General features: G+C 59.9%; 20 protein-coding genes. 13 read left to right on the top strand and 7 right to left on the bottom strand.

Annotated elements, in window-relative coordinates:
• Window positions 1-192: 192 nt before the first annotated feature.
• The 3 genes from ACYVL5_RS08775 to ACYVL5_RS08765 all read right to left on the bottom strand — a co-directional run bounded on the left by ACYVL5_RS08775 (window position 193) and on the right by ACYVL5_RS08765 (window position 3760).
• A complete protein-coding gene (locus tag ACYVL5_RS08775) occupies window positions 193-1257 on the bottom strand; it encodes a 3-deoxy-7-phosphoheptulonate synthase (protein ID WP_460595182.1) in 1065 nt (354 codons plus the stop codon).
• A 150-nt stretch (window positions 1258-1407) separates the two neighbouring features.
• Window positions 1408-2004 carry a cysteine hydrolase family protein gene (locus tag ACYVL5_RS08770; RefSeq protein WP_460595181.1) on the bottom strand — a complete coding sequence of 199 codons (597 nt, stop codon included), beginning with the start codon at window positions 2002-2004 and terminating at the stop codon, window positions 1408-1410.
• Window positions 2005-2332: 328 nt separating this feature from the next.
• Window positions 2333-3760 carry a nicotinate phosphoribosyltransferase gene (locus tag ACYVL5_RS08765; protein ID WP_460595180.1) on the bottom strand — a complete coding sequence of 476 codons (1428 nt, stop codon included), beginning with the start codon at window positions 3758-3760 and terminating at the stop codon, window positions 2333-2335.
• 363 nt (window positions 3761-4123) lie between these two features.
• Here ACYVL5_RS08765 and ACYVL5_RS08760 point away from each other — a divergent pair, with 363 nt between their 5' ends.
• Window positions 4124-4969, top strand: a complete 846-nt coding sequence (locus tag ACYVL5_RS08760) for a Rossmann-fold NAD(P)-binding domain-containing protein (RefSeq protein ID WP_460595179.1) — start codon at window positions 4124-4126, stop codon at window positions 4967-4969.
• A 592-nt stretch (window positions 4970-5561) separates the two neighbouring features.
• On the opposite strand, the gene ACYVL5_RS08755 is transcribed toward ACYVL5_RS08760, so the two are convergent.
• From ACYVL5_RS08755 to ACYVL5_RS08740, 4 genes are read right to left on the bottom strand one after another with little or no spacing between them, the layout of a single operon-like run.
• Window positions 5562-6833 (bottom strand): Ni/Fe hydrogenase subunit alpha, encoded by a 1272-nt coding sequence (locus ACYVL5_RS08755; protein ID WP_460595178.1) that lies wholly within the window; start codon window positions 6831-6833, stop codon window positions 5562-5564.
• Complete coding sequence (locus ACYVL5_RS08750; RefSeq protein ID WP_460595177.1) at window positions 6817-7575, bottom strand: NADH-quinone oxidoreductase subunit B family protein; 759 nt, start codon at window positions 7573-7575, stop codon at window positions 6817-6819. Before ACYVL5_RS08750 ends, ACYVL5_RS08755 begins: the two co-directional genes overlap by 17 nt.
• On the bottom strand, window positions 7572-8417 hold the full coding sequence (locus tag ACYVL5_RS08745; RefSeq protein WP_460595176.1) for an FAD/NAD(P)-binding protein: 846 nt from the start codon (window positions 8415-8417) through the stop codon (window positions 7572-7574). Before ACYVL5_RS08745 ends, ACYVL5_RS08750 begins: the two co-directional genes overlap by 4 nt.
• Window positions 8414-9526, bottom strand: coding sequence for a 4Fe-4S dicluster domain-containing protein (locus ACYVL5_RS08740; RefSeq protein WP_460595175.1), 1113 nt, complete (start codon window positions 9524-9526; stop codon window positions 8414-8416). The genes ACYVL5_RS08745 and ACYVL5_RS08740 overlap by 4 nt, the downstream gene beginning before the upstream one ends.
• Before the next feature lie 337 nt (window positions 9527-9863).
• Between ACYVL5_RS08740 and ACYVL5_RS08735 the strand changes: the two genes are divergently transcribed.
• The 12 genes from ACYVL5_RS08735 (at window position 9864) to ACYVL5_RS08680 (ending at window position 22458) form a co-directional block, all read left to right on the top strand.
• A complete protein-coding gene (locus tag ACYVL5_RS08735) occupies window positions 9864-10637 on the top strand; it encodes a tyrosine-protein phosphatase (RefSeq protein WP_460595174.1) in 774 nt (257 codons plus the stop codon).
• Window positions 10638-10900: 263 nt separating this feature from the next.
• A complete protein-coding gene (locus ACYVL5_RS08730; protein WP_460595173.1) occupies window positions 10901-11935 on the top strand; it encodes a polysaccharide biosynthesis/export family protein in 1035 nt (344 codons plus the stop codon).
• A gap of 27 nt (window positions 11936-11962) precedes the next feature.
• A complete protein-coding gene (locus ACYVL5_RS08725) occupies window positions 11963-14287 on the top strand; it encodes a GumC family protein (protein ID WP_460595172.1) in 2325 nt (774 codons plus the stop codon).
• A gap of 3 nt (window positions 14288-14290) precedes the next feature.
• Complete coding sequence (locus tag ACYVL5_RS08720) at window positions 14291-14572, top strand: nucleotidyltransferase domain-containing protein (protein WP_460595171.1); 282 nt, start codon at window positions 14291-14293, stop codon at window positions 14570-14572.
• Complete coding sequence (locus ACYVL5_RS08715; RefSeq protein WP_460595170.1) at window positions 14569-15009, top strand: hypothetical protein; 441 nt, start codon at window positions 14569-14571, stop codon at window positions 15007-15009. The genes ACYVL5_RS08720 and ACYVL5_RS08715 overlap by 4 nt, the downstream gene beginning before the upstream one ends.
• A 92-nt stretch (window positions 15010-15101) precedes the next feature.
• A complete protein-coding gene (gene rfbB / locus ACYVL5_RS08710) occupies window positions 15102-16172 on the top strand; it encodes a dTDP-glucose 4,6-dehydratase (RefSeq protein WP_460595169.1) in 1071 nt (356 codons plus the stop codon).
• Between the two features lie 97 nt (window positions 16173-16269).
• Complete coding sequence (locus ACYVL5_RS08705) at window positions 16270-16608, top strand: hypothetical protein (protein ID WP_460595168.1); 339 nt, start codon at window positions 16270-16272, stop codon at window positions 16606-16608.
• 43 nt (window positions 16609-16651) lie between these two features.
• A complete protein-coding gene (gene rfbC, locus ACYVL5_RS08700; protein WP_460595167.1) occupies window positions 16652-17197 on the top strand; it encodes a dTDP-4-dehydrorhamnose 3,5-epimerase family protein in 546 nt (181 codons plus the stop codon).
• A 116-nt stretch (window positions 17198-17313) separates the two neighbouring features.
• Complete coding sequence (locus tag ACYVL5_RS08695) at window positions 17314-18603, top strand: oligosaccharide flippase family protein (RefSeq protein ID WP_460595166.1); 1290 nt, start codon at window positions 17314-17316, stop codon at window positions 18601-18603.
• 27 nt (window positions 18604-18630) lie between these two features.
• On the top strand, window positions 18631-19812 hold the full coding sequence (locus ACYVL5_RS08690) for a polysaccharide pyruvyl transferase family protein (RefSeq protein WP_460595165.1): 1182 nt from the start codon (window positions 18631-18633) through the stop codon (window positions 19810-19812).
• Window positions 19802-21061, top strand: coding sequence for a Coenzyme F420 hydrogenase/dehydrogenase, beta subunit C-terminal domain (locus tag ACYVL5_RS08685; protein ID WP_460595164.1), 1260 nt, complete (start codon window positions 19802-19804; stop codon window positions 21059-21061). Before ACYVL5_RS08690 ends, ACYVL5_RS08685 begins: the two co-directional genes overlap by 11 nt.
• Window positions 21061-22458 (top strand): O-antigen ligase family protein, encoded by a 1398-nt coding sequence (locus ACYVL5_RS08680; RefSeq protein ID WP_460595163.1) that lies wholly within the window; start codon window positions 21061-21063, stop codon window positions 22456-22458. The genes ACYVL5_RS08685 and ACYVL5_RS08680 overlap by 1 nt, the downstream gene beginning before the upstream one ends.
• The last annotated feature ends 5 nt before the right edge of the window (window positions 22459-22463 follow it).

Raw genomic sequence — 22463 nt, 5'->3', positions numbered from 1 at the left:
GGATAAAGGCGGATCAGGCAAAAGAGTCAAAAGCATAGAACACGGATGACACGGATTGAGCGGATACACGCGGATCAATCAAAGACTCATTTATTGTAAAGGCATCAGGCCTAAAGGCTTGATCCGTGAAAATCCGTTTCAATCAGATTTGATCCGTGTTCGACGGTTTAAGCTTCATCCGACTTTATCGTTTTACCCTCGCTTCCTACCGCCGCACTTCTTCAGCCGCGCATGCGCCTCGCGCAGCGTCTTTTCGGTGGTCTCCCAGCTGATGCAGCTGTCGGTGATGGAGACGCCGTAGGCGAGCTTGGAGGTGTCGGCGACCAGCGGCTGATTGCCGTCTTTCAGGTAGCTCTCGATCATCACGCTCGAGATGCTGCGGTTACCCGCCTCGATCTGGTCGATCACGCTCGAAAGGACCTTCGGCTGATTCTCGTACTTCTTCTCGGAATTCCCGTGGCTGCAGTCGACCATGATGGTCGGGTTGAGACCGGCCTTGTTGAGCATCTCCTCGGTCTTGGCGATGTCCTCCGGGGAGTAGTTCGGCTTCTTGCCGCCGCGCAGCACCATGTGCACGTCGGGGTTGCCGTTGGTCTGCACGATGGAGGTCAGGCCGTCGCGGTTGATGCCGAGGAAGCTGTGGGAATGGAGGGCAGCCTTCATGGCGTCGATGGCGATCTGGAGGTTGCCGTCGGTGCCGTTTTTGAACCCGATCGGGAAGGAGAGGCCGCTGGCCATCTCGCGGTGGGTCTGCGATTCGGTGGTCCTGGCGCCGATGGCACCCCAGCAGAGGAGGTCGGCCAGGTATTCGGGGGTGATGGGATCGAGCATCTCGGTGGCTACCGGAAGCCCCATCTCGGTGATCTTGCACAAAAGCCCGCGGGCGATCCCGAGCCCCTTGGAGATCAGGTGGGTGCCGTTCATGTCCGGGTCGTTGATGAGACCCTTCCAGCCGATGGTGGTGCGCGGCTTCTCGAAATAGACCCTCATGATCAGGAGCAGCTCGTCGGAAACCTCGCGGGAGAGCGCCGCCAGCTTCTCGGCGTACTCCAGGGCACCTTTGGGGTCGTGGATCGAGCAGGGGCCGACCACCACCATGAGCCGCCGGTCTTCGCCACGCAGGATGCGGATGATGGCGTTGCGGTTCTCGGTGACATAGGTGCTCGACTGCTCGGAGACCGGAAAGACCTGCCTGAGGTCGGTCGGTGCGATGATGGGAGTGATGCTTTTGATTTTGAGATTATTGGTCTTGATCATGAGCGCTCCGCCTAGTGCTTTTTAATGTGACAGCGTAATCTAGCGCGTTTCGCCCATGGTGTCAAAAAGAAATCCCCCCTGGTTACCGTTTTTTGAGACGGGCATACTCTTGTATGGTCCAGCCGTAAATCCGCGGCGAAAAAGGGCGTTTCAGCAGATCGATTTCCTCATGGTGGCGAGGGTGGCCACTTCCGCCCCCGCCGCGGTCATCTCGGCGATCGCCTCCTCCGAGTGGGTCGGGGCGAGGTTGACCCCCCTGACGGCGTCGGTGAGCAGGGTGACCAGGAAACCGCCCTTAAGGGCGCCGAGCACGGTCTCCTTAACGCAGTAGTCGGTGGCGAGCCCTCCCACGAAGAGGCGGTCCAGAGCCATCCGGTGAAGGAGCATGGGGAAAGGGGTCCCGTTGTCGGTCATCCCTTCCATGGCGGAATAGCCGTCGTCCCAGCTGGACATCCCCTTGGAGATGACGATGGTTCCCTCCGGGAGCAGGAGGCCTGGGTGGAAGAGGGCGCCCGGGCTTTGCTGGATGCAGTGCGCCGGCCAGCTTCCACCCTGTTGTTGAAAATGTCTGCTGTCGGATGGGTGCCAGTCGCGGGTGGCGAAGATTGGGCACCCCTTGTCGGAAAAGATCTTGAGGTAACGGTTCAGGACCGGGACCACCAGGTCCCCCTCGGGAACCGGCAGGCTTCCTCCCGGGCAGAAGTCGATCTGCACGTCCACCACTACCAGGGCTCCCCTACGGCGCATTGTGGTGTCTCCTTTACTGATGCCCCCTAAACAAAACCACTAGCACGCGGATGACGCGGATAAACCGAAAACCTTTAGAACACGGATCAAATCCGATGAAACGGATCTACACGGATAGACCCTTTTAGAGTAAAGGCAAAACCACAAAACCTTTAGAACGCGGATGACACGGATTCAGCGGATCTACGCGGATAAACCGAAACCAATAATATCTTGAAAGTTTAAAGTCTTAACCCTGAAATCTTTTGCCTTATCCGCGTAAATCCGCCCGATCCGCGTCATCCGCGTTCCACGGTTTTTAGTTAAATCGCTTTTGCCTGATCCGCCGTCATATGAACCTGCTCTGGACCTCGGCCATCATCTCCAAGCGGAGCTCGTTCAGCCCGGTACTCAGCGATACCTTGTAGATGTGGGGATTGACCAGGCGCTGGCACCCTTCCGGGAGGCGGCGCAACTCCTCGGCGCAGCGGTCGGCCGACTGGCTCAGGGTAGGGGAGGGGAGGGTACGGGCTCCGTGCGACATCACCTGGCCCCGCACCTCCCGGAAGGCTGCATCGGCGGGGATCCTGACGTGCTGAAGCGGGTTGGCCGGGTCGAAGACCAGGTCCCCGGCCCTGATCTCTTCGTCTTGCAAGGTGACCACGTCCTGGACGAAATGGCCGCCGGGTGTGGTGACCCGGATGACTTTCTTGCGGTCCGGCAGGGTTGCCTTGGCGACATCGCTGGTGACTTTCAGCTTCGGGTGGCCGTCCACCCGCACGAGCTTGTACACCCCGCCCAAGGCACCTCCACCCTCGCCCGCGCAGGTGGCGAGCCGGGTCCCGACTCCGTAGATGTCGACCCTGCCGTCCTCGTCCCGGATGGAGTCGATCACGTACTCGTCCAACTCGTTGGAGGCCACGATCTTGACCTCGGGGAAGCCGGCGGCGTCCATGGCCTGGCGGACCTGGCGGGAGAGGTAGGCGAGGTCGCCGGAATCGATCCGCACCCCGACCAGGGAGTGTCCGGCCGCCTTCAACTCGGCCGCCACCGTGATGGCGTTGGGGAGCCCGCTTTTGAGGGTGTCGTAGGTGTCGATCAAAAGCACCGTGCTGTCCGGGAAATGCCTCGCGTAGCTGCGGAAGGCGGTGAGTTCGTCGGGGAAGGCCATGACCCAGCTGTGGGCGTGAGTCCCCATCACCGGCATGCCGAAGAGCTTGCCGGCCAAAACGTTGCTCGTGCTCCGCACCCCGCCGATGTAGGCCGCGCGTGCCACCGAGAGCCCGCCGTCCGGCCCCTGGGCGCGCCTGAGTCCGAACTCCAGTACCCGCGCCCCGCGCGCCGCCCCGGCGATGCGGGCCGCCTTGGTGGCGACCAGCGTCTGGAAATTGATGATGTTGAGAAGGGCGGTCTCGACGAACTGCGCCTCGGCCAGGGTCCCTTCCACGGTCAAAAGCGGCTCGCCTGCGAAGACCACCGATCCCTCGGCAGGCGCGGTGATGCTCCCCTTGAAGCGGAACCCTTCCAGGAAGGTGAGGAATTCGGCCTTGAAGATGCCCAGACCATGCAGGTAATCGAGCTCCTCCGCGGCGAAGGAGAGCCCCTCCAGGTAGTCGAGGGCGGTCTCGAGTCCGGCGAAGACGGCGTACCCCCCCTTGAACGGGTTATGGCGGAAGAAGAGATCGAAGACCGCGGGGCGGTCCTGCATCCCCTCCTCGAAGTATCCCGCCAGCATGGTCAGTTCGTAGAGATCGGTCAAAAGGGGGGAAAAGCGCATAGGTACCTCTTAAACATGAGTGAGCCGGTGGCAGGGACTTCATGATAGATCAACCGGTGGGTAAACTCTAACATATCCTCATTACTTGGCATAGTGGCACAGCATCATGAAACGCGGATGACGCGGATATCACGGATTCACGCGGATAAATCCCTGTAGGTCGCGTTGAGGTACGAAACGCGATGCCCCCCGGCGGTGGCGCCAATCGTTGCGTTTCACGGTGAAGCTCTTCAACGCAACCTACTCCTCTCCTCTATCCGTATAAATCCGCGTCGTCCGCGTTCTCATGGTGGCAGGTTTTCCTTGGCGGAGGCAGGACGTTTCTGGTAGAAAGAGGGCCAGATTCAGCAAAAGGAGCTAGCGATGCAAGAACTTCTACTGATCGGCTGCGGCGCTATCGGGCGCCGGATTGGACAGTTGGCCCTCGAGCGGGGCGACAGCGTGGCGACCTTCAACCGGGGGGAGGCGTGTCTTCCCGGTGCCCGCCACTTCACGGGCAACCTGGACCTACCCGCCACCTTGGGGGATCTCCCCACCCAGGGGGCCTCGGTCATCTACCTGGCCCCTCCTCCCGGGGGCGGGCACGAGGAGACCAGGGTCCGGAACTTCATCACCTCCATCGCTCCCGGCAAGGAACCCGCGAAGATCGTGTACATCAGTACCAGCGCGGTCTACGGTGATGCCCAAGGAGCGGTGGTAACCGAGGAGACTCCGGCTCAGCCGGGGACGGCGCGCGGGAAGAGGCGGCTGCATGGCGAGGAACTCTTCCTCTCCTTCGGCCGCGAGCGTGGCGTTCCGGTGGTGATCCTCAGGGTGACCGCCATCTATGCCGCCGACCGTCTCCCGGTGACACAGCTGACGACCGGGCAGCCGGTGTTGTGGGAAGAGGAGTGCATGCCGACCAACCGGATCCATGCCGACGACCTGGCGCGGATCTGCCTGGCCGCCCTGGAGCGGGGGGAGAATGGCGAGATCTTCAACGTTTCCGACGGCCATCCGACAAGCATGACCAGCTACTTCGACGCCGCCGCCGATAAGCTGGGGCTGCCGAGGCCGCGGCGGGTGACCATGGAAGAGGCGAAGAAGGTAATGACCCCGCTGATGATCTCCTACTTCTCCGAGTCGCGCGTGGTGGACAACCGGAAGATGCTGGAAAAGCTGGGAGTGGAGTTGAGGTGTCCGAACGTCGAGGAAGGACTAAAATCGTAAAGCTTGGCACGCGGATGACGCCGATGAAACGGATTAGCCGGCAAGGCAAAGACAATAGAACGCGGATGACGCGGATTTAACGGATTTACGCGGATCAATCCTTTAAGGGGTAAAGCCTTACCCCAAAGATTTTGTTTAATCCGCGTCGATCCGCTCAATCCGCGTCATCCGCGTTCCCGGTGTTGACGTCAGCTTTTACCCTTCTTTCTCAATCCGCGGCATCCGCGTTTCAAGGTTTCAGGTTTTATCAATAAGAAAGCTCCATGAAGCTATGTTCATGGAGCTTTTGTTGTGCGCCGGCTCTCATGGCCGACATGACTCTGTATCTACAGTCCGGTCGTTTGAGTTGCTGACCGCTCGGGGCAGCGTTGCCCAATAGATTCGCTTCAGGCTTCCCTCTCAAAGTTGAGGGCTTGCACACCGCGACCGGGATTGGGCTTATTTCTTTGTCAAGGTGGTCAGGGGGCTCAAACAGTACTCGGTCCGTACATACAGAGCGCGCATCGTGTGCGCTGACTTCATGGGCAAGCTTAACATCGGCCCTTTGAGTGTCAAGCTGTTATGGAAAAAATTTAGAAGTATATTCTAATCGCTATATCCTTATCATGTGTACAGCGCAGGAAATACAGGGGTCGTAGCAGCGGGTAAGCTGTTCGAGGGCGGTTCTCATGGCCTCTTCGTCGCTCGCCTCGATCCCGCGGGCCAGCACCAGGAGGTCGCGCGAAAGGGCGCGCTGGTTCAAGGAGGTCGGGGTGACCACGTCCGCCTCCCGGCAGATCCCCTCTCCGTCGAAGCGGTAACTGTGGATCAGCACTCCCCGCGGCGCCTCGCAGGCCGCCGTCCCCCATCCCTCCGCCGGGCGCACCTCGACCCTTTCCTCCCCCCGTCCCTCGAGCTCCAAAAGGCGCTCCACCAGGGCCAGCGCCCGCTCCGCCGCGTGGCAAAGCTCCACCGCCTGGGCGAGATTGTTCCCCCGGATGTCCCCGCCGGTCAGCTCGCCTCGGACCGACTCGAAGAGCGCCGCCGCCTCGGGCTCCAGCGGAAAGCCGAGGTTCAACCGGGAGAGGGCTCCCACCGTCGGCTCCTTGCCGTCGGCCAGCGCGAGCTTCGCGTGGGTGCGCGGCCCCACCGTCTCCACCACGTGCTCTCGGTAGCTTTCCACCGCGAATTCCGTCCCCCCCTTGAGGCGGAAACTGCCGCCGGTAAAGCCGGTACGATCGGGCGCCAGCGCCAGGTATTCGGGGGCCGGAAGCGGAGGGAAGGGGAAGGGGATCCTGAAGAGGTTGACGCTCTCCCGGCAGGCGGGGAGCACCGCGGTGAGCCGCTGCTTGAGGCGGAGCAGGTCTGGCCTGGAGATCCTTTGCCCGAGCCCTCCCACCACCACGTTGACCGGGTGGATCATCCTGCCGCCCACCACCTCCTGGATGAGGTTCCCCGCCTCCTTGATGGCGAGCCCCTTCTTGAGCACATCGGGGGCCGCGGCCACGAGTTCGGTGACCCCGCGTTTCCCCATCAGGTCGGGGAGCACCAGGCAGTAGAGGTGCAGGGCGTGGTCCTGGAGGCTACCCCCCTGCGCGATCAGCTCGCGGGTGAGACGGGTGATCTCGGAGACCTCGATCCCGAAGGCACGCTCGATGGCCATGATGGCGGTCAGCTTGTGAATGGTGGAGCAGATGGAGCAGATCCGGCAGACGATCTCCGGCACCTCCTGGAAGCTCTTCCCCACCAGGAGCTGTTCGAAGAGACGGGGAGAGTCCACCAGGGAGAGGTTGACCCGGTCCACCCGCCCCCCTTCCACCACCACCTCGATCCGCCCGTGCCCCTCGACCCTGGTGAGGGGATTGATTTCAACGACGCTGGCCATAGTCCCACTCCGCTTTGAAACGGCTCATCCTCCGGGTGATCTCCTCTTTCGAGAAGCGGCGCTCCAGTAACAGCTCCAACTCCTGGGCCACGTTGGCATCGTCGACCGGGCCGCGGCACCCCTCGCAGGCGATCCCGGTGGCGGGGCAGCGGGCGTTGCACCCTCCCCGGGTTATCGGCCCGAGGCAGAGGTCGTCCCTTTCCAGGAGCAGACAGAGATTCTCCCGGCTTCGGCACTCCAGGCAGACCGGGTACGAGGGGAGGGGAGGGAGGGTGCCGGCCAAAAGCGCGGACAAAAGCGCCAGGATCTCCCCTTTCTCTGGAGGGCATCCGGTGACGGCGAAATCGACCGTGACGAAGGAGCCTAAGGAGGCGGGACGGAAACTGTCGATCTCACCGGCCCCCTCGCCGTAGACCTGGCGGAGCGCCTCTCCCCGGTCCCAGTACCCGTTGTTCATGGCGGCCACCCCGCCAAAGAGCGCGCAGGTTCCCAGGGCGATCAGGGTACGGCTCGCGTTTCTCAGCCGGAAGAGGGTCTGGTGGTCCTTGGGGGTGGAGACCGCCCCCTCCACGATGGCGACGTCATAGCGGTCGCGGGGGTCGCTCCCGCTTTCCCCCATGGGAAAATGCACGATCTCGAAACGCTCGACGATCTCGGGAAGCTCCCCCTCGCAGTTGAGGAGCATCAGCTGGCAGCCGGAACAGGCGGTGAGTCCCGCTATGGCGAGTCGCGGCCGGGTCATAACGCCTCCGGGATACCTTTCAGTTCGCTCAGCCGGAAGACCGGGCCGTCGGTGCAGCAGAGCTTCTGGCCGATGGCGCAGTGGCAGCAGCGCCCGATCCCGCAGCGCATCCGCCGTTCCAGGCTCAAAAGGACGCGGTCGGGATGGACCCCGGCCTGTTCCAGGTCGTTGGTCAGGCAGCGGTAGAGGGGAGGGGGGCCGCAGACCGCCGCGTAGCTGTTGGCGGCGTCGAAGCGGAACCCGGCGAGGAGGTCGGGGAGAAGGCCGCGGGCGCAGCTGTATCCCCCCACCAGGTCTTCGGGCGCGAAGTCGACCGTCAGGTACAGGCGGATGAGGCCGCGGCCGGCCAACTCCACCAGTTCGTCCCGGAAGAGCATCACCGAGGGCTCCCGGGCTCCGTACATGAGGGTAATCTCGCCGAAATCCTCCCGATGGGCCACGAGGTGGCTGATCAGCGAGCGAAGGGGGGCAATCCCCAGCCCTCCGGCCAAAAGCAGGACCGGGTGGCCGGCCATCTCGGCGACCGGGAATCCCCGCCCGAAGGGGCCGCGGATGCCGAGTCGGCTGCCGGTCGGGAGCCGGTGCAACAGGTCGGTCACGTGCCCCACGCGCCGCACGCAGAGCCGGAGCATCCCCGCGGACGGGGGCTCGGCAGGTGAGATCGGGATCTCCCCGCCGCCCGGGACGGAGAGCTGGACGAACTGGCCGGGGACGAAGGAGGAGAGGAAATCGGCCGCCTCCCGCCCGGCGGACAGCGTGAAGAGCGCCGTGTCGGAGGTGAGGTCACGCTTGGCGGTCAGCGTCGCGGCCACCGGAATGTGCGGGGAGGAGGGGCCGGTCATGGTCCCTCCTCCGAAGCCTTTCCATTAAAACCTCCCTCACCCGGCCTTCGGCCACCCTCTCCCGGGGGGCGAGGGGATTCTTCGACCGGGGGGGGAGGGGGGGAGAAAGAGTGCCCGGGCAGCAGCTCCCGGAGGTCGATATCCACCGGACAGACCTCCCGGCAGCGCCCGCATCCCACGCACGAGCTCTCCCCCTCCAACGGGGAGAAGCCGCAGAACTTGTGGAGGAAGCGGTAGCGGAGGCGCTCCAGCCGCTCCAGGCGGAAGTTTCCACCCGCCACCTCGCCGTGGCCCTTGAAGAGGCAGTTGTCCCACTCCCTCATGCGGGTGTGGCCGCCGGAGAGTTCCGGGTACTCCCTGACGTCGAAGCAGTAACAGGTCGGGCAGCAGACCGAGCAGGCCCCGCAGCCGACGCAGCGCTCGGCGAACTTCTCCCAGAGCGGATTGGTTGAAAATCTAAGCTCCGGATCGACGCTTCCCCCTATGGCAATCTCCACTCCCGTTCTCCCTTTGATAAAGGGGAACTGGGGGGGATTGCCTTTGGAGGGCGCTGTTTCCTGACTCGTTTGGTACACCGTCAGGCACCCCCTGGCCGCCGCGGCGATCTCCTCACCGCGCGGCGTGGAGACGGTGATCTCGAAGCCCCCTTCCACCCTGGTGAGGAAGAGGTCGCAGGGGGCGGCCTCCTGCGTTTCCGCACAGAAACAGAAGTCGTCCGGCTCGCAGGAGATGCCGACCAGGGTGAGCCCCGAGCGCCTGCGGGCGTAACCGGGATCGGCGGGGTCGGCGAGGAAGACCCGGTCCAGGTAGGCGATCCCCTCCAGGTCGCAGGGGTGGATGGCGAAGAGGACGGTCCTCACCGGCTCGTCGCCGCCTTTGTGGTAGCCGTCGCCGGAGAAGGAGACGACTTTTTCCCGGAAGGGGAGGAGACACTTCTTGGGGGGGATAAGCGTGCGATGGTAGTCGAGGCAGAGGTCGGTTGCGGTGTTGACGGGGCCGAAAACGGTGACACCTTGCTGGGACCTGATTGGCCCCACAAGTTCGCCGAACAGTCTCAGGGTTTCCAGAAGTTCCCCTAGCAGGCTCTGTCTCAGAAACAACTTTGACAATGGCCACCTCGCGAATTCAAATATTTTAACCGGGACTTTCTCTTATGCAACCGGTGGCTTTTGACTGAGCGGCTCCTTTCCAGTTGTTAACTCTCATAGGCATCCTGTATCGCGAGACAGAAATCTCACCTCTCCTCCCGCTCTACAGCCAGTGCGGTACGTACAACTCCTTCATGGTCGACAGGCCCTGATGCTGCCCAAAAATCGGCCGGGAAGCCTTTGCCTACCCGTGCCAGTCCGGCGGCCTCCAGCTTCGCCATGTTGGTCCCTTTGTGAAAGTGGAGGCCACCGTAACTTTTGACTTGGCTGCTGTATCGTGCTAGTACTCTGTCGCACTATGACCACGCGTTACACCGACTACCACTGCCATCTCCTCCCCGGCATCGATGACGGCTCCAGCAGTCTCGAGCAATCCCTGGAGATGGCAAAGATCCTCGTGGACTGCGGCTTCGGCACCGTTCACTGCACACCCCACTGGATCAAGGGGTGTTTCGACAACGAACCGGAGAAGGTGAGGCTGGCAACCCGCCAGCTTCAGCGACACGTTCACGAGGCGGGGATCGACCTGAAGCTCGTGCCCGGCACCGAGCACTACATGGACGAGTTCCTGCTCGATCAGGCAGGCGACGCCATCACCACCGGGACGCTTCCGCACCTTTTGGTAGAGGTTCCCTTCGCCTCCGGAAAGGAGATCCTCGCCCCCGTCATCTCCTGGATGCTGAACCGGGAGATCGTCCCGCTCCTGGCGCATCCCGAGAGATGCAACGTCTTCGAGCCGGGATACCAGGATGCGGGGCTGATGTCGCTTTTCCTGAGGCGGCAGAAGAGGCCCGACATGGAGAGCTCGCTGATCCTCAACTTGAAGGACGCCGGCTGCCGGTTCCAGGGGAACCTCGGCAGCTTCGCCGGCTACTACGGCCCCGAGATCAAGCGGCGGGCCCTGCTCTTCCTGCAGCACGGCGTCTACTCCTGCCTGGGGAGCGACGCCCATAAAAGCGAGCGCCTGGGCCACATCATCTCCCATGGGATCGACGCCATCGTTTCCGTCGTCGGCGAGGCCGCTGCCGTCCGCCTCCTCACCGGCCAAGATTTGAACCCCCTCGGTGCCTGAACTGGCTGCCCGGCAGCGCCACCCCGTAAAACCCCAATAAAGGATAGAAATTGTCCTGAAAAGATCCGGTCCGCCTTTGTATATCCCCCATTGATATCCCTCAGTAATGCCAGTATCTCTGTCTTAGCGCGCCTAAATCCTTGTATCAAATACGAAAAATTTCATCCAAAACCCTTTAAACATTTGACTTCATGCCCCTGAAATGTTAATCAGAGAAACCTACACATTTCACGGGATAGGTGGAAATGAAAACATATAGCACTTTGCGTACAGTACCCCTGGCAGTACTGTTCCTCACCCTGTTCGGCTTACCTGGTTGTGCCCCCTACCGAGACATTCCCCCTGGTACCGTCAAAGAGATAGGCACTGCAATCGTTGCCAAGGAAGAAGTCTCAGTACCGACTCTCCCCCCCGAATCCGCTCCCCAAAAAGATTACCAGGTAGGCCCCGGCGACGTCCTGCTGGTCGATATCAACGGCCGGCCCGAGTTCACCGTGGCCTCTCCGGGGGCTAACGGCAAGGTGCAGGGGAGCAGGGTGGACGGTAAGGGCTTTCTCCATGTTCCGATGGCCGGAGCGGTCCAGGTCGCCGGACTCACCCTGACCGAGATCGAGGCGAAGCTCTCGACGGTGCTGAAGAAATACCTGCAAAATCCCTGGGTGGTGGTGGAAGTGGCGGAATACAAGAGCCTTCCGCTGTACCTGATGGGGCAGTTCAAGATGCCGGGGACCTATTACATGGACCGGCCGCTGAACCTGGTCCAGGGGATCTCGCTGGGAAGCGGTTTCGACCCCACCGCGAACCTTCGCGGCGCCCGCCTTTCAAGGGACGGGAAGATAGTCCCGGTGGACCTGTGGGATCTTCTCCAGGGGGGCGATCTGAAGCAGAACGTCTGGTTGAAGGGTGGGGATACCATCTACCTCCCGGACAACCGCAACCAGGTCGTCTTCGTCTTCGGAGCGGTCAAGAAGCCGGGTGTGGTGGCGATGCCGAGCACCGGGATGAATCTCGCCCAGGCGATCGGGAGCGCGGATCTGCGCGACACCGGCTACGACCTCGAGCACGTACGGATAATCCGTTCGTTGTCCACCACCCGTGGCCAGCTTATCGTGGTCGACTTCAAGAAGATCCTCAAGGGTGAGGCAATGTCGCCTCCGGTCGTCGATGGCGACGTCATCTACGTGCCGAAGAGCGGTTTCGGCAACTGGAACGATGCGATCGCCGACATGCTTCCCTCGCTGCAGCTGGTAAGCAACGCGCTGCAGCCCTTTGTCTCGATCAAGTATCTGAGCAAGTAATACTTTCACTAACAACCAGGATAAGTTATGAATCAGCCCGCGCCAATCCCGCGAAACGATGAACTACACCTTCAGGATTACATCAATGTCATCCTGAGGCGTCGCTATACCTTCTTGACCGCCTTCTGCTCAGTCGTTCTCGGCGTTGTCCTTTTTGTCTTCCTTTTCCCGCCCCTGTATCAGTCGACCGCCACCCTCTTCGTTAAGGATGATAAGGGGAAAGTGGGGCAGATGGGGGATCTGCTTTTAAACGCCGCCACCCCGATAGACTCGGAAATCGAGATTCTGAAGTCCCGGAGCAATTCGGAGAAGGTTGTCGAGAAGTTACATCTTAACTGGAGGGTGGACAAAGAGTCCGATGACGACATCAAGGCGAACGTCCTTGAGTTCTCCACCGCAGTCTCTCCCCTCGATAAGCCGTCCTTTACCGTGGCACTGCTGGGCGATGGCCAGTACAGCGTGAAGGACGATGACGGCCAGATGCTCGGCACTGGAAAGGCCGGTGCCCTGTTCCGTACCAAGGCCCTGACCCTGTTGATCGGTACCCTGCAGGGAAAGCTCGGCGACTCCTTCCGGCTGACCATGCTCCCTTTCAACGCCACCGTCGAAGCCTTGCAGAAAAAGATCAAGGTTGAGGAGGTCGGCAAAAAGACCAACGTTATGTCGGTGTCGTTCCGGCACAAGAAGGCGACGCGTGCCAGAGACGTCGTCAATACCCTCGTCCAGGTCTACCTCGACCAAGGGGTAGTGCTTCGTGCCCAGGAGGCGACCCTCACGGTCGGCTTTGTGGAAGAGCAACTCAAGGGGATCAAAGCCGAACTGGAGCAGGCGGAACAGAACCTGGAGGCCTACAAGAGGAGCTCCGGTGTCATAAAGCTCGACACCGAAGCGGAGAACCTGATTGACAACCTCTCTGAAGCTGAAAAACTGCAGGCCGCCACGGTCTTGCAGCGTAAACAGGCGGAGTTTGCCCTGGCCTCGCTGAAGGATTCCCGCAAACGGGGAGTCGACTACTCCCCTTCCATCATGCGTGAGGATCCGGTGATGGGGGCCATGGCTTCCAAACTGGCGGATCTTCAGGTCCTGAAGAAAGGGAGACTTTCCGAGAGCACCGAAATCCATCCCGGGGTAAAGAGCGTCCAGGCCGAGATCAACGAGCTCGAGAACAAGATCCTCGCCACCTACGAGACCACCCTCAAGAACACTCAGAAGCAGGAACGGGATATCAAGCAGGATATCCAGAAGCATGAATCTCAGCTCAAGAAGCTCCCCGAGGCCGAAAGGGAACTCGCCCGCCTGACCCGGGTGGCCAAGGTCGATGCCGACATCTACACCTTCCTGCTTCAAAAGCACGAAGAGGCCAGGATTGCCAAGGCTTCGACCATCAACAATATCAGTATCGTGGATCCCGCCATCGCCGCCGACAAGGCTGTTTTCCCGAAAAAGGGACAAAGCCTTGTGCTCGGCCTGATCCTCGGCGTTCTTTGTGGCGCCGGTGTCTGCTTCTTCCGGGAATACCTCGACGATACCCTGAAGGACCCGGAGCAGGCGAGAAAGGTCTTTTCCCCGGTCCCTTTGCTGGGTATCATCCCGTTCATTCCCAAAAAAGAAGGGAACGAGGCGATGGTTACCCATGTGGCGCCCAAATCACCCGCCTCGGAAGCTTTCCGTTCGCTCCGTACCGGTCTCCACTTCAGCGGGATCAACCGGAAGAAGAAGGTGCTGCTCATTACCAGTTCGTTCCCGGGTGAGGGAAAATCGACCGTCTCCTCCAACCTGGCCATCACGCTCGCGCAGACTGGGGCCAAGGTCATCATCGTGGACTGTGACCTTCGCCGTTCCACCCTCCACGAAAAGTTTGGCCTTCCCAGGGGGCAAGGTCTTACCGAACTACTGGCAGGGGATATTTCAGTCCGCGAAATAATGCACAATACGGTGGTGGAGAATCTCGCACTGATCAAGGCGGGTACGGTACCCCCTAATCCGTCGGAGATGCTCGGCTCGGAACAGATGAAGAAATTCGTGGAGGAACTCGCGGCCAGCTACGATCACGTCGTCATCGATGCCCCGCCGGTTTTGGCCGTTACCGACGCCACCGTGCTGACCCAGTTGGCCGACCAGGTACTGGTCGTGCTGGAAGCGGGGAGAGTGCCGATCAAGGCTGCCCAGCGCACCAAGGAAACCCTGCTGTCGGTTTCCGCCCCGGTGTCGGGCTTCGTGGTCTCCGACAAAAACTCCTCCGGGCAGGGGTATGGCTACGGCTATGGCTATGGTTACGGATATGGCTACGGCTACGGTTACGACACGGAGATGGATAAGAAAAAGCCCTGGTGGAAATTCGGGAGAGGGTAGTCTATGCGTCTCAAGGCTGACGAAATAGCAAGCATAGTCAGCACCGTGAAAAGTTTTGACGATGAGGCGTGTGTGTACCTTTTTGGTTCGCGAGTCGATGACACCAAGCGGGGCGGAGATATCGACCTCCTCATTATGTCGACCCTCTTGACCCGGAACGACACGAGGAAGATCAAGGCCCGGCTCTGGGAATTGCTCGGAGAGCAGAAAATCGATATACTCCTGGCCGCCGATGATTCCGAACCGTTTGTTAAACTCGCACTGGAGACGGGGGTTAGGTTGTGACTGACACTCAGAAGCATCTTCTTGAGCAAGAATTGCAGCTGTTGGGTGATGCCACCGAAGTCCTCACATACTCCTTCGACAAGTGCGCCAAAATAGGGATAAAAGCAGCTTACCTGCCGGACGAGTTGGAAAGCTTCGAATCCCTCACCAGTCGATTCGCGCGGCTTAGTGACATCCTGATCCAGAAGGTTTTCCGTCTCATCGACCGGTTGGACCTTGAGACGGAGGGGAGTATAAGGGACAGGATCAACCGGGCGGAAAAAAAGGATTTAATCGGGAGTGCCGAGATTTTTGTCGAAATACGGATGCTCCGCAATGACATAGCGCACGAATACCTCCGCGAGGCTATTCAGGAGTTATATGTCAATGTGCTTTCATTGACGCCTGCCCTGCTTGATTCGGTGGAGAGGGTTAAAAAGTACTGCGAGAAATTTTAGCTGAAGCTACCACGACCTCGCGCTGAAGGTACCTTCTCAAGGAGAAGGACAGGATGAGGATGGGGACAGTAGCTTCCTTTGGAGGATTTGCAATGAATATTTTGGTGACTGGCGGTTGTGGTTTTATCGGCGGCAACTTTGTCCGTCTCATGTTGGGTACCGACCGCGACTTCAGGCTGGTAAACCTGGACAAACTCACCTACGCGGGAAACCTGGCCAACGTGGCCGATCTCGCCGACGATCCCCGCTACCGTTTCGTCAAGGGGGACATCTGCGACGCGGAACTGGTGAACCGGATCTTCGCCGAAGAGAAGATCGACACCGTGGTCCACTTCGCGGCCGAGTCCCACGTGGACCGGAGCATCGACGGCCCGGCGGCCTTCATCGAGACCAACATCATCGGTACCTTCACCCTCCTGGAGGCGGCCCGCGCTGCCTGGCTGGGGGAGGGGAAGGATGCCACCGGCAAGCGCTTTTTGCACGTCTCCACCGACGAGGTGTACGGCTCGCTGGGCGACACCGGGTACTTCACGGAGACCACCTCTTACGATCCCCGGTCGCCCTACTCGGCCAGCAAGGCTTCCTCCGACCACCTGGTCAGCGCCTACCACCACACCTACGGGCTGCCGACCCTGATGACCAACTGTTCCAACAACTACGGACCCTACCATTTCCCGGAGAAGCTCATTCCCCTGATCATCACCAACGCCTTGAAGGGGAAGGACCTCCCGGTCTACGGGGACGGGAGCAACGTCCGCGACTGGCTCTATGTCGTGGACCACTGCCGGGCCATCCTGAGGGTGCTCGATCAGGGGAAGATCGGGGACACCTACAACGTAGGCGGCAACAGCGAGAAGAAGAATCTCGAGGTGGTGGAAACCATCTGCGATCTCCTCGATGAAGTCGCCCCCGCCCTTGCCGATGGCATGCCGCGCCGTTCGCTGATCCGCTTCGTCAAGGACCGCCCCGGCCACGACAAGCGCTACGCCATCGACGCCTCCAAGCTTCGCCGCGAGCTCGGCTGGGAGCCCGAGGTCACCTTCCAGGAGGGGATCCGCCGCACCATCGACTGGTACCTCAAAAACACCCCCTGGACCGACGCCATCCTCAACGGCAGCTACCAGGAGTACTATCGCTCCATGTACGGCGACCGCCTGAAGTAGCCCGCGCGCCATACCCAACGCTTTCCAGTGTAATTCCCTCTCCCTCCGGGAGAGGGTCAGGGTGAGGGAGGGTATATCTGTCAAGGGAGGATCAACCATGGACCCAAATGACCTGCAGTTCATTGAATCTGTATTAAAGAGACAGAGTGAAGAGTTTCAGCAGCATGTTAGCAAGGTCATGGAAAGTTTCGATCACAAGATAGGGCTTTTGGCCGAGGGCCACGTCGCGATTAACGAACGACTCGAGCAGATGGGCGGGAGACTCGAGAGAGTCGAGACCCGCTTAGATACGGTGGATCTGACGGTCGCCCACCTCGATACGAGCCTCAACGCGAGGATAGACCAAGTGGAATCGACCCTCACCGAAAAACTCGACAGGGTTGCCGCCGATTTGAAAGCGCACCGCGCCGACACCGAAGCCCATCAGAACATGTAACGGGTAAAAGAAGGCTAGCCGCATACCGCCTAAGGGGAAAGCAGTGAACGTAATCGACACCGAGATTGCCGACGTAAAGATCATCGAACCGACCGTTTTCGGCGATCAGCGCGGATTCTTCTTCGAAAGCTACAACCAGAAGGAGTGGGAGGATAAGACCGGCCTCAAAACCACCTTCGTGCAGGACAATCATTCGCGGTCGGGCAAGAACGTGTTGCGCGGCCTCCATTACCAGATCAAGAACACCCAGGGCAAACTGGTCCGGGCCACGGTAGGCGAGGTTTTCGACGTTGCGGTCGATATCCGGAAGAGCTCCCCCACCTTCGGCAAATGGGTCGGCGTGGTACTCTCGGCAGAGAACAAGCGGCAGCTCTGGGTGCCGGAGGGGTTTGCCCACGGGTTCGTTGTGCTTTCCGAGGTCGCCGAGTTCCTGTACAAGACCACCGACTACTGGTATCCGGAGTACGAGCGGAGCATCATCTGGAACGATCCCGATCTCGCCATCGCCTGGCCGCTTCAGGGCGAACCGTTGCTGGCTAAGAAGGATGCCGAGGGAAAGCTTTTCCGGGACGCAGAATACTTCGACTAGAGGTGGGGCGGGAGTATAAAGGACGGTTGATCAGGGGGGAAACCCCGGGCTGGAGGTAGGTGCCGCGGTATCGCTGGGTATGCCGGCTTCCTGACTGCTGCAAAGGTTTTGAGAGGATGCTTAAAAATACCTTTTTCATGGCGGTATCGACGTTTATGCGGCTTCTCACCGGAGTCGTGCTGTTCATGGTGCTCGCCCGGGTGTGGGGCGTCGAAACCTTTGGGATCTTCGCGTACCTCTCCACGGCGACGCTGCTCCTGGCCCTCATCGTCGATTACGGATATGCGCAGCAGCTACTCCGCGATATAGGATACGACCCGTCCAACGTAAGCAGGATAGTCTCCGAGGCATTCGCCACCAAGGTTTTTCTGACCGCGATCTTGGTTGTTCTCTCGGCTCTGTTGGCCCCCTTGCTGCTCGCCAAGCATCTGGACTTTTCCCTTTTCTTCGTCCTGCTGATCGCGGCCATCTTCAATTCGTTCGCCGAATTTTTCAACGTCGCCTTCCGAGGGCTCGGACGGTTCAACCGTGAAACGAGCATCGTCACTGCGACGAACTCGGTCCATTTCGTCGTCATCATGCTCCTGGCGTATCTGAGGCAGAGCCCTCTGGTGGTCGCCTGGGGGTTCATGCTCTCCCGTGGGTTCTACCTCTACCTTTCGTGGCGGACCTACCGGAAGGAGATCGGCCCCTTCGAGCGGGGGGGCTTCGACCTCAAGAGGATAGTGCACTCCCTGAAAACTGGCTTTTACTTCTGTGCCGACGCCGCTCTCACCAACTTCTATGCGCAGGTGGACACCCTTATCGTCAACAGCTACCTCGGTCCGGCGGGGGTGGGGATCTATCAGGCAGGCCTCAGGTTGATGCTGGGGGCGAACACCTTCACCCAAGTGCTGAGCAGTGTCTATCTTCCGGTGGTCTCCTACAACCTGAACAACAAGAAGGAGTTCAACCGGCTGCTTTCCAACATGTACCTGCAGATGCTGATGATCGGCGGCCTGGCCTGTGCCGTCTTCATCGTCGGGGCCAAGTTCATCACCTCGCTGGTGTACGGACCGAAGTTCGCGGCCCTGGCTCCGATATTTCCGTACTTCGGGCTGCTCCTGCTGTTCCGGTACTTGGCCGCCGTTCACGGGGTCACCCTGACCGCGACCGGGCTGCAGGGGACCAGGGTCTACTCAATCCTACTGGCGGTTATCGCCCTGGCAGTCTCCTCGTTCTTCCTGGTGCCAAGGTTCGGGCTTTCGGGTATGCTCGTTTCTTCGATCCTGGCGATCGTAACCCTGCACACTTTCTACGTCATGAGGTTGGTCCTTTGCAAGATTCCTCTCGGGCTCAATCTCCGCAATTCCTTTGCCTCGGCGGTGGTTTTCACCTTCGTTTTCGTCGCCTTTGTCAGCTTTTAGCAACGATACCCGTTGCGGTGAACAGATATGAAAAAGAAAATCGGACTTCTCTGGCACAGTTTCTCCTCTGACAATCTCGGCGTGGGTGCCCTGAGCATCAGTCACATGGCCCTCATAGACAGGGTGGCCGGAAAGATCGGACTCGAGCCCACCTACAAGGTGGTCGGAACCCAGGGCGGGAAGAATTACCTCGGCTCGGTGACTCCCCATCAGGCCGAGATCTCCCCGTTCTCTTTGCGCGAGATAGCGAAGGAGCCTTCGCAGCTGCGCCACAAGTTCAGCGACTGCGCCGTTGTGTTCGACCTGGGGGAGGGGGACAGCTTCTCCGACATCTATGGAATGAAGCGCTTTCTCACCCTGGCGCTCAGCAAGTTCATGGTTCTGCGCCGATCGATCCCCCTGGTGCTCTCTCCGCAGACCATAGGCCCGTTCAAGTCTCCGGCCGCCCGCTTTCTCGCCAGGTCGATCATGAAAACCGCCGCCCATACCTTCCCCCGCGACGGTCTGTCCAGAAGGTACGTGGAGGAACTCGGCGTCTCTTCCAACGTGACCGAGGTCATCGACCTTGCCTTCGGTCTTCCCTTCGTCCCCTCGGAGAAGTATGCCCTGGCGGACGGGAAGGTCCACGTCGGTCTCAACGTTTCGGGGCTCCTTTACAACGGCGGCTACAGCAAGAACAACCAGTTCGGCCTCGCCTTCGACTACCGGGCCTTCACCGGTGAATTGATCGGGAGGCTGCAGGCGCGCGGCGACGTCGTCGTCCACCTCGTCTCCCATGTCATCTCCGATACCTTCGAGGTCGAGGACGACTACCGCACCGCGCTCGCCATCCAGCAGAGCTTCCCCACTTGCAGGGTGGCCCCCAAGTTCGCCTCTCCTATCGAGGCCAAGAGCTACATCTCCGGGCTCGACTTCTTCGTCGGGGCCCGTATGCACGCCACCATCGCCGCTTTTTCCAGCGGGGTCACCGTTGTCCCGGTCGCCTACAGCCGGAAATTCGAAGGGCTTTTCAACAGCCTCGGGTACCGCTGGGTGGTCGATGCCACCAAGCGCGGGATGGAAGAATCGCTCGCCCTTATTCTGGAGGGGATGGACCGCCGCGTGGAGCTGCAGGCCGAGGTGACCGCGGGGAACCAGGCTGCCAAGGTTCGGCTCGAAAAGTACGAGGAGTACCTGGTCTCCCTCTTGCGGGTGCTCTATGCTGCTTGACCCGGCCAAGGAGGAGTACCTCCAGCAGATAGTCCAGAACGGGTTGTGTGTCGGGTGCGGGATGTGCCAGGGGCTCTTCGGAAGCGATACCGTGCAACTGGCCAGGAACAATTACGCCTACTTCACGCCGGTGCAATGCGCTCCGCTGACCAGGGAGCAGAGGGTACTCCTCTCCACAGTCTGCCCGGGAGTGTCGCTGGCGGGGAACCGGGAGGCTGCCGCTGAACACCCCATATGGGGGGCCTGCCGGGAGTCGCTCTTCGCGCACGCAGCCGATCCGGAAGTCCGCTTTTCCGGTTCCTCAGGGGGAGTGATAACCGCCGTCGCCATTCGCCTCCTGGAGAGCGGGGCTGCCGACTTCATTGTTCAGATCGGCGTCTCCGCCCACGATCCCCTGGTGAACGAGGTGAAAATCAGCAGGACCAGGGGGGAAGTGCTCGCCAACGCGGGATCGAGGTATGCCCCCTCGGCTCCCCTTTCCACCATCGGGGAACTGCTGGACGGCCCCGGCCGCTTCGCCTTCATAGGCAAGCCGTGCGATGTGGCCTCCTTGAGGCAGTTGGGGAGGACCGATCCGCGGGTCGGCGAGAAGGTGGTCCTCATGCTCTCCTTCATGTGTGCGGGCGTGCCGACCCTGCGCGGCACCCGGGAGATCCTGAATCGGTGGGGGATCCGCCCTGAGGAGGTCGAGTCCTTCCGGTACCGGGGCGAAGGGTGGCCCGGTTTCACCAAGGCGGTCCTGAAAGATGGCAGCAACCGGACCATGACCTACGAGGATTCGTGGGGGAGCATCTTGAACCGGCACCTGCTATTCCGCTGCAAGATCTGCCCGGACGGTTCCGGTGAGCGTGCCGACCTCGTTGGCGCCGATGCGTGGGAAGGGAGGCCCGACGGCTACCCCGACTTCGGTGAGAGGGAGGGGCGCAGCCTCGTGCTTGCGCGCACAGAGAGAGGAGCCGCGGTTCTGAAGGAATGCCTCGAGAGCGGAGCGCTTATTTCCTCCGGTGAGGTTCCCGTGGCCGGGATTTCTGCCATGCAGCCGTACCAGGCCCATCGCAAGGCCAGCATACTGTCTCGGTTGCTGGCCATGAAGGCTCTTGGACACTACGTCCCGGACTATGACAGGAACGCCATCCTGTGTGCCGCTCGCCGAAATTCCCTTTTTGACCATTTCAAGTCCTTTCTTGGGATGTTCAAGCGCGAGCTTGCGCGTAAAAAGGCCGTCGCGGTCGGACCCGAAGGGCGCTGATGCTGAACCTTTTTTATCACGTCGTTAGTTTGGCTCTTTGCGTTGGCACCGGGATCCTGGTTGCGAGCCCGTACGCCTACCTGGTCCCGGTCATATGGAGCGCGATTGCGCTTTCCTTCGTGCTTCTCAAGCGGCCGGTCGACAACTACATTCTGCTTGCGGTCTTTCTGTACCCGTTGCTCCCGTTCCATTTCGGTTTCGATCCAGGAAAGCCGTTGCCGATCATAAAGTTGCATCGATTGCTGCTGTTTTCGGTATACTTCGTGTGGTTCGCCAAACGAGGTTCGGCAGCAATCCTGGAATCGCTGAAAAGCTACCCCCTATACAGGGTGACATGGATAACCGTTTGCGTTCTCGCTCTTGCCTGCCTGCTCAACAGAGCGACGTTCCAAGCCTACAATTACTTGTTATCTTTTGTGGCTGAGAACTGCCTTTTCTCTTTCTTCGTCTTTGATTATTTCAAAAGCGGAGAAAGCCAGTCCCGGCTGCTGAAGACAATCTGCTTTTCCGGATTGACGGTGGCACTCTTGGGAATGGTGGAGCGGGTGATCGGTTTCAATTGGTATTCCCTTGTCCCGAGCTATCGTGAAGAGGTTGATTACGCGCTGGAGGAATACACCCGTTTTGATATGGCAAGGGTTAAAGGTGCCTTCACCCATGCCATCAGCTTTGGTGCAACAACGGCCCTAATTATGGCTATTTGTGTATTTTTCCTGTACCAGGCGACGACGAGAGCAGAGAAGTTAAAGTGGATAACAATAATCACTCTTCTTTTCCTCGCCTGTTATTTGTCGATTTCCCGCGGCCCGCTCGCGATGTTCCTTTTCATTCTCATGCTGATGGCTGCCTACCGTGCCAAGCGTTGGGCCTCTCTTTGCTTGGTTGTTGCGGCTCTAGTCATAGCCCAGCCCTTCGTGGAGATTGAAGCCCTGGCGAAAGTTAAGACAATGATCGACAGCTCTTTCAACTCAAGTGGAGGGGAAATGAGTGAATCATCGTCCATACGCTTGACCCAGTTCGCCAGCGCATGGAAATTCATTGTGGCTAGACCGCTTACCGGACACGGGTTCAGACCGTTCAACAATGATCTGGACAAGACCATAGACAACTTTTACCTGCGGTACGTCCTGAATTTCGGTTTTATGGGCATGAGTGCTTACCTACTGTATATAGTGACCATCTTCAAAAAGTCGTACTTTGTTTTCAAAAATACGGACACTTATTTCAACAAACTCTTCTCGCTGACCGTCATGGCATCGTTTCTCGGTTTACTGTTGCTCTGGTGTACGGTGTCGCTTGAAGAGTATATGTTCTATATCTCCATTATGACCGGTATCTCCATGGTGTTGTATAGCAAACTGCAGGTCTCCGAGACTGGGGAGGGAGGTTGCCCGTGAAGAGA

It is taken from the genome of Geomonas sp. Red276 (assembly GCF_054784495.1).
This window is presented reverse-complemented; position numbering and strand designations above follow the sequence as displayed.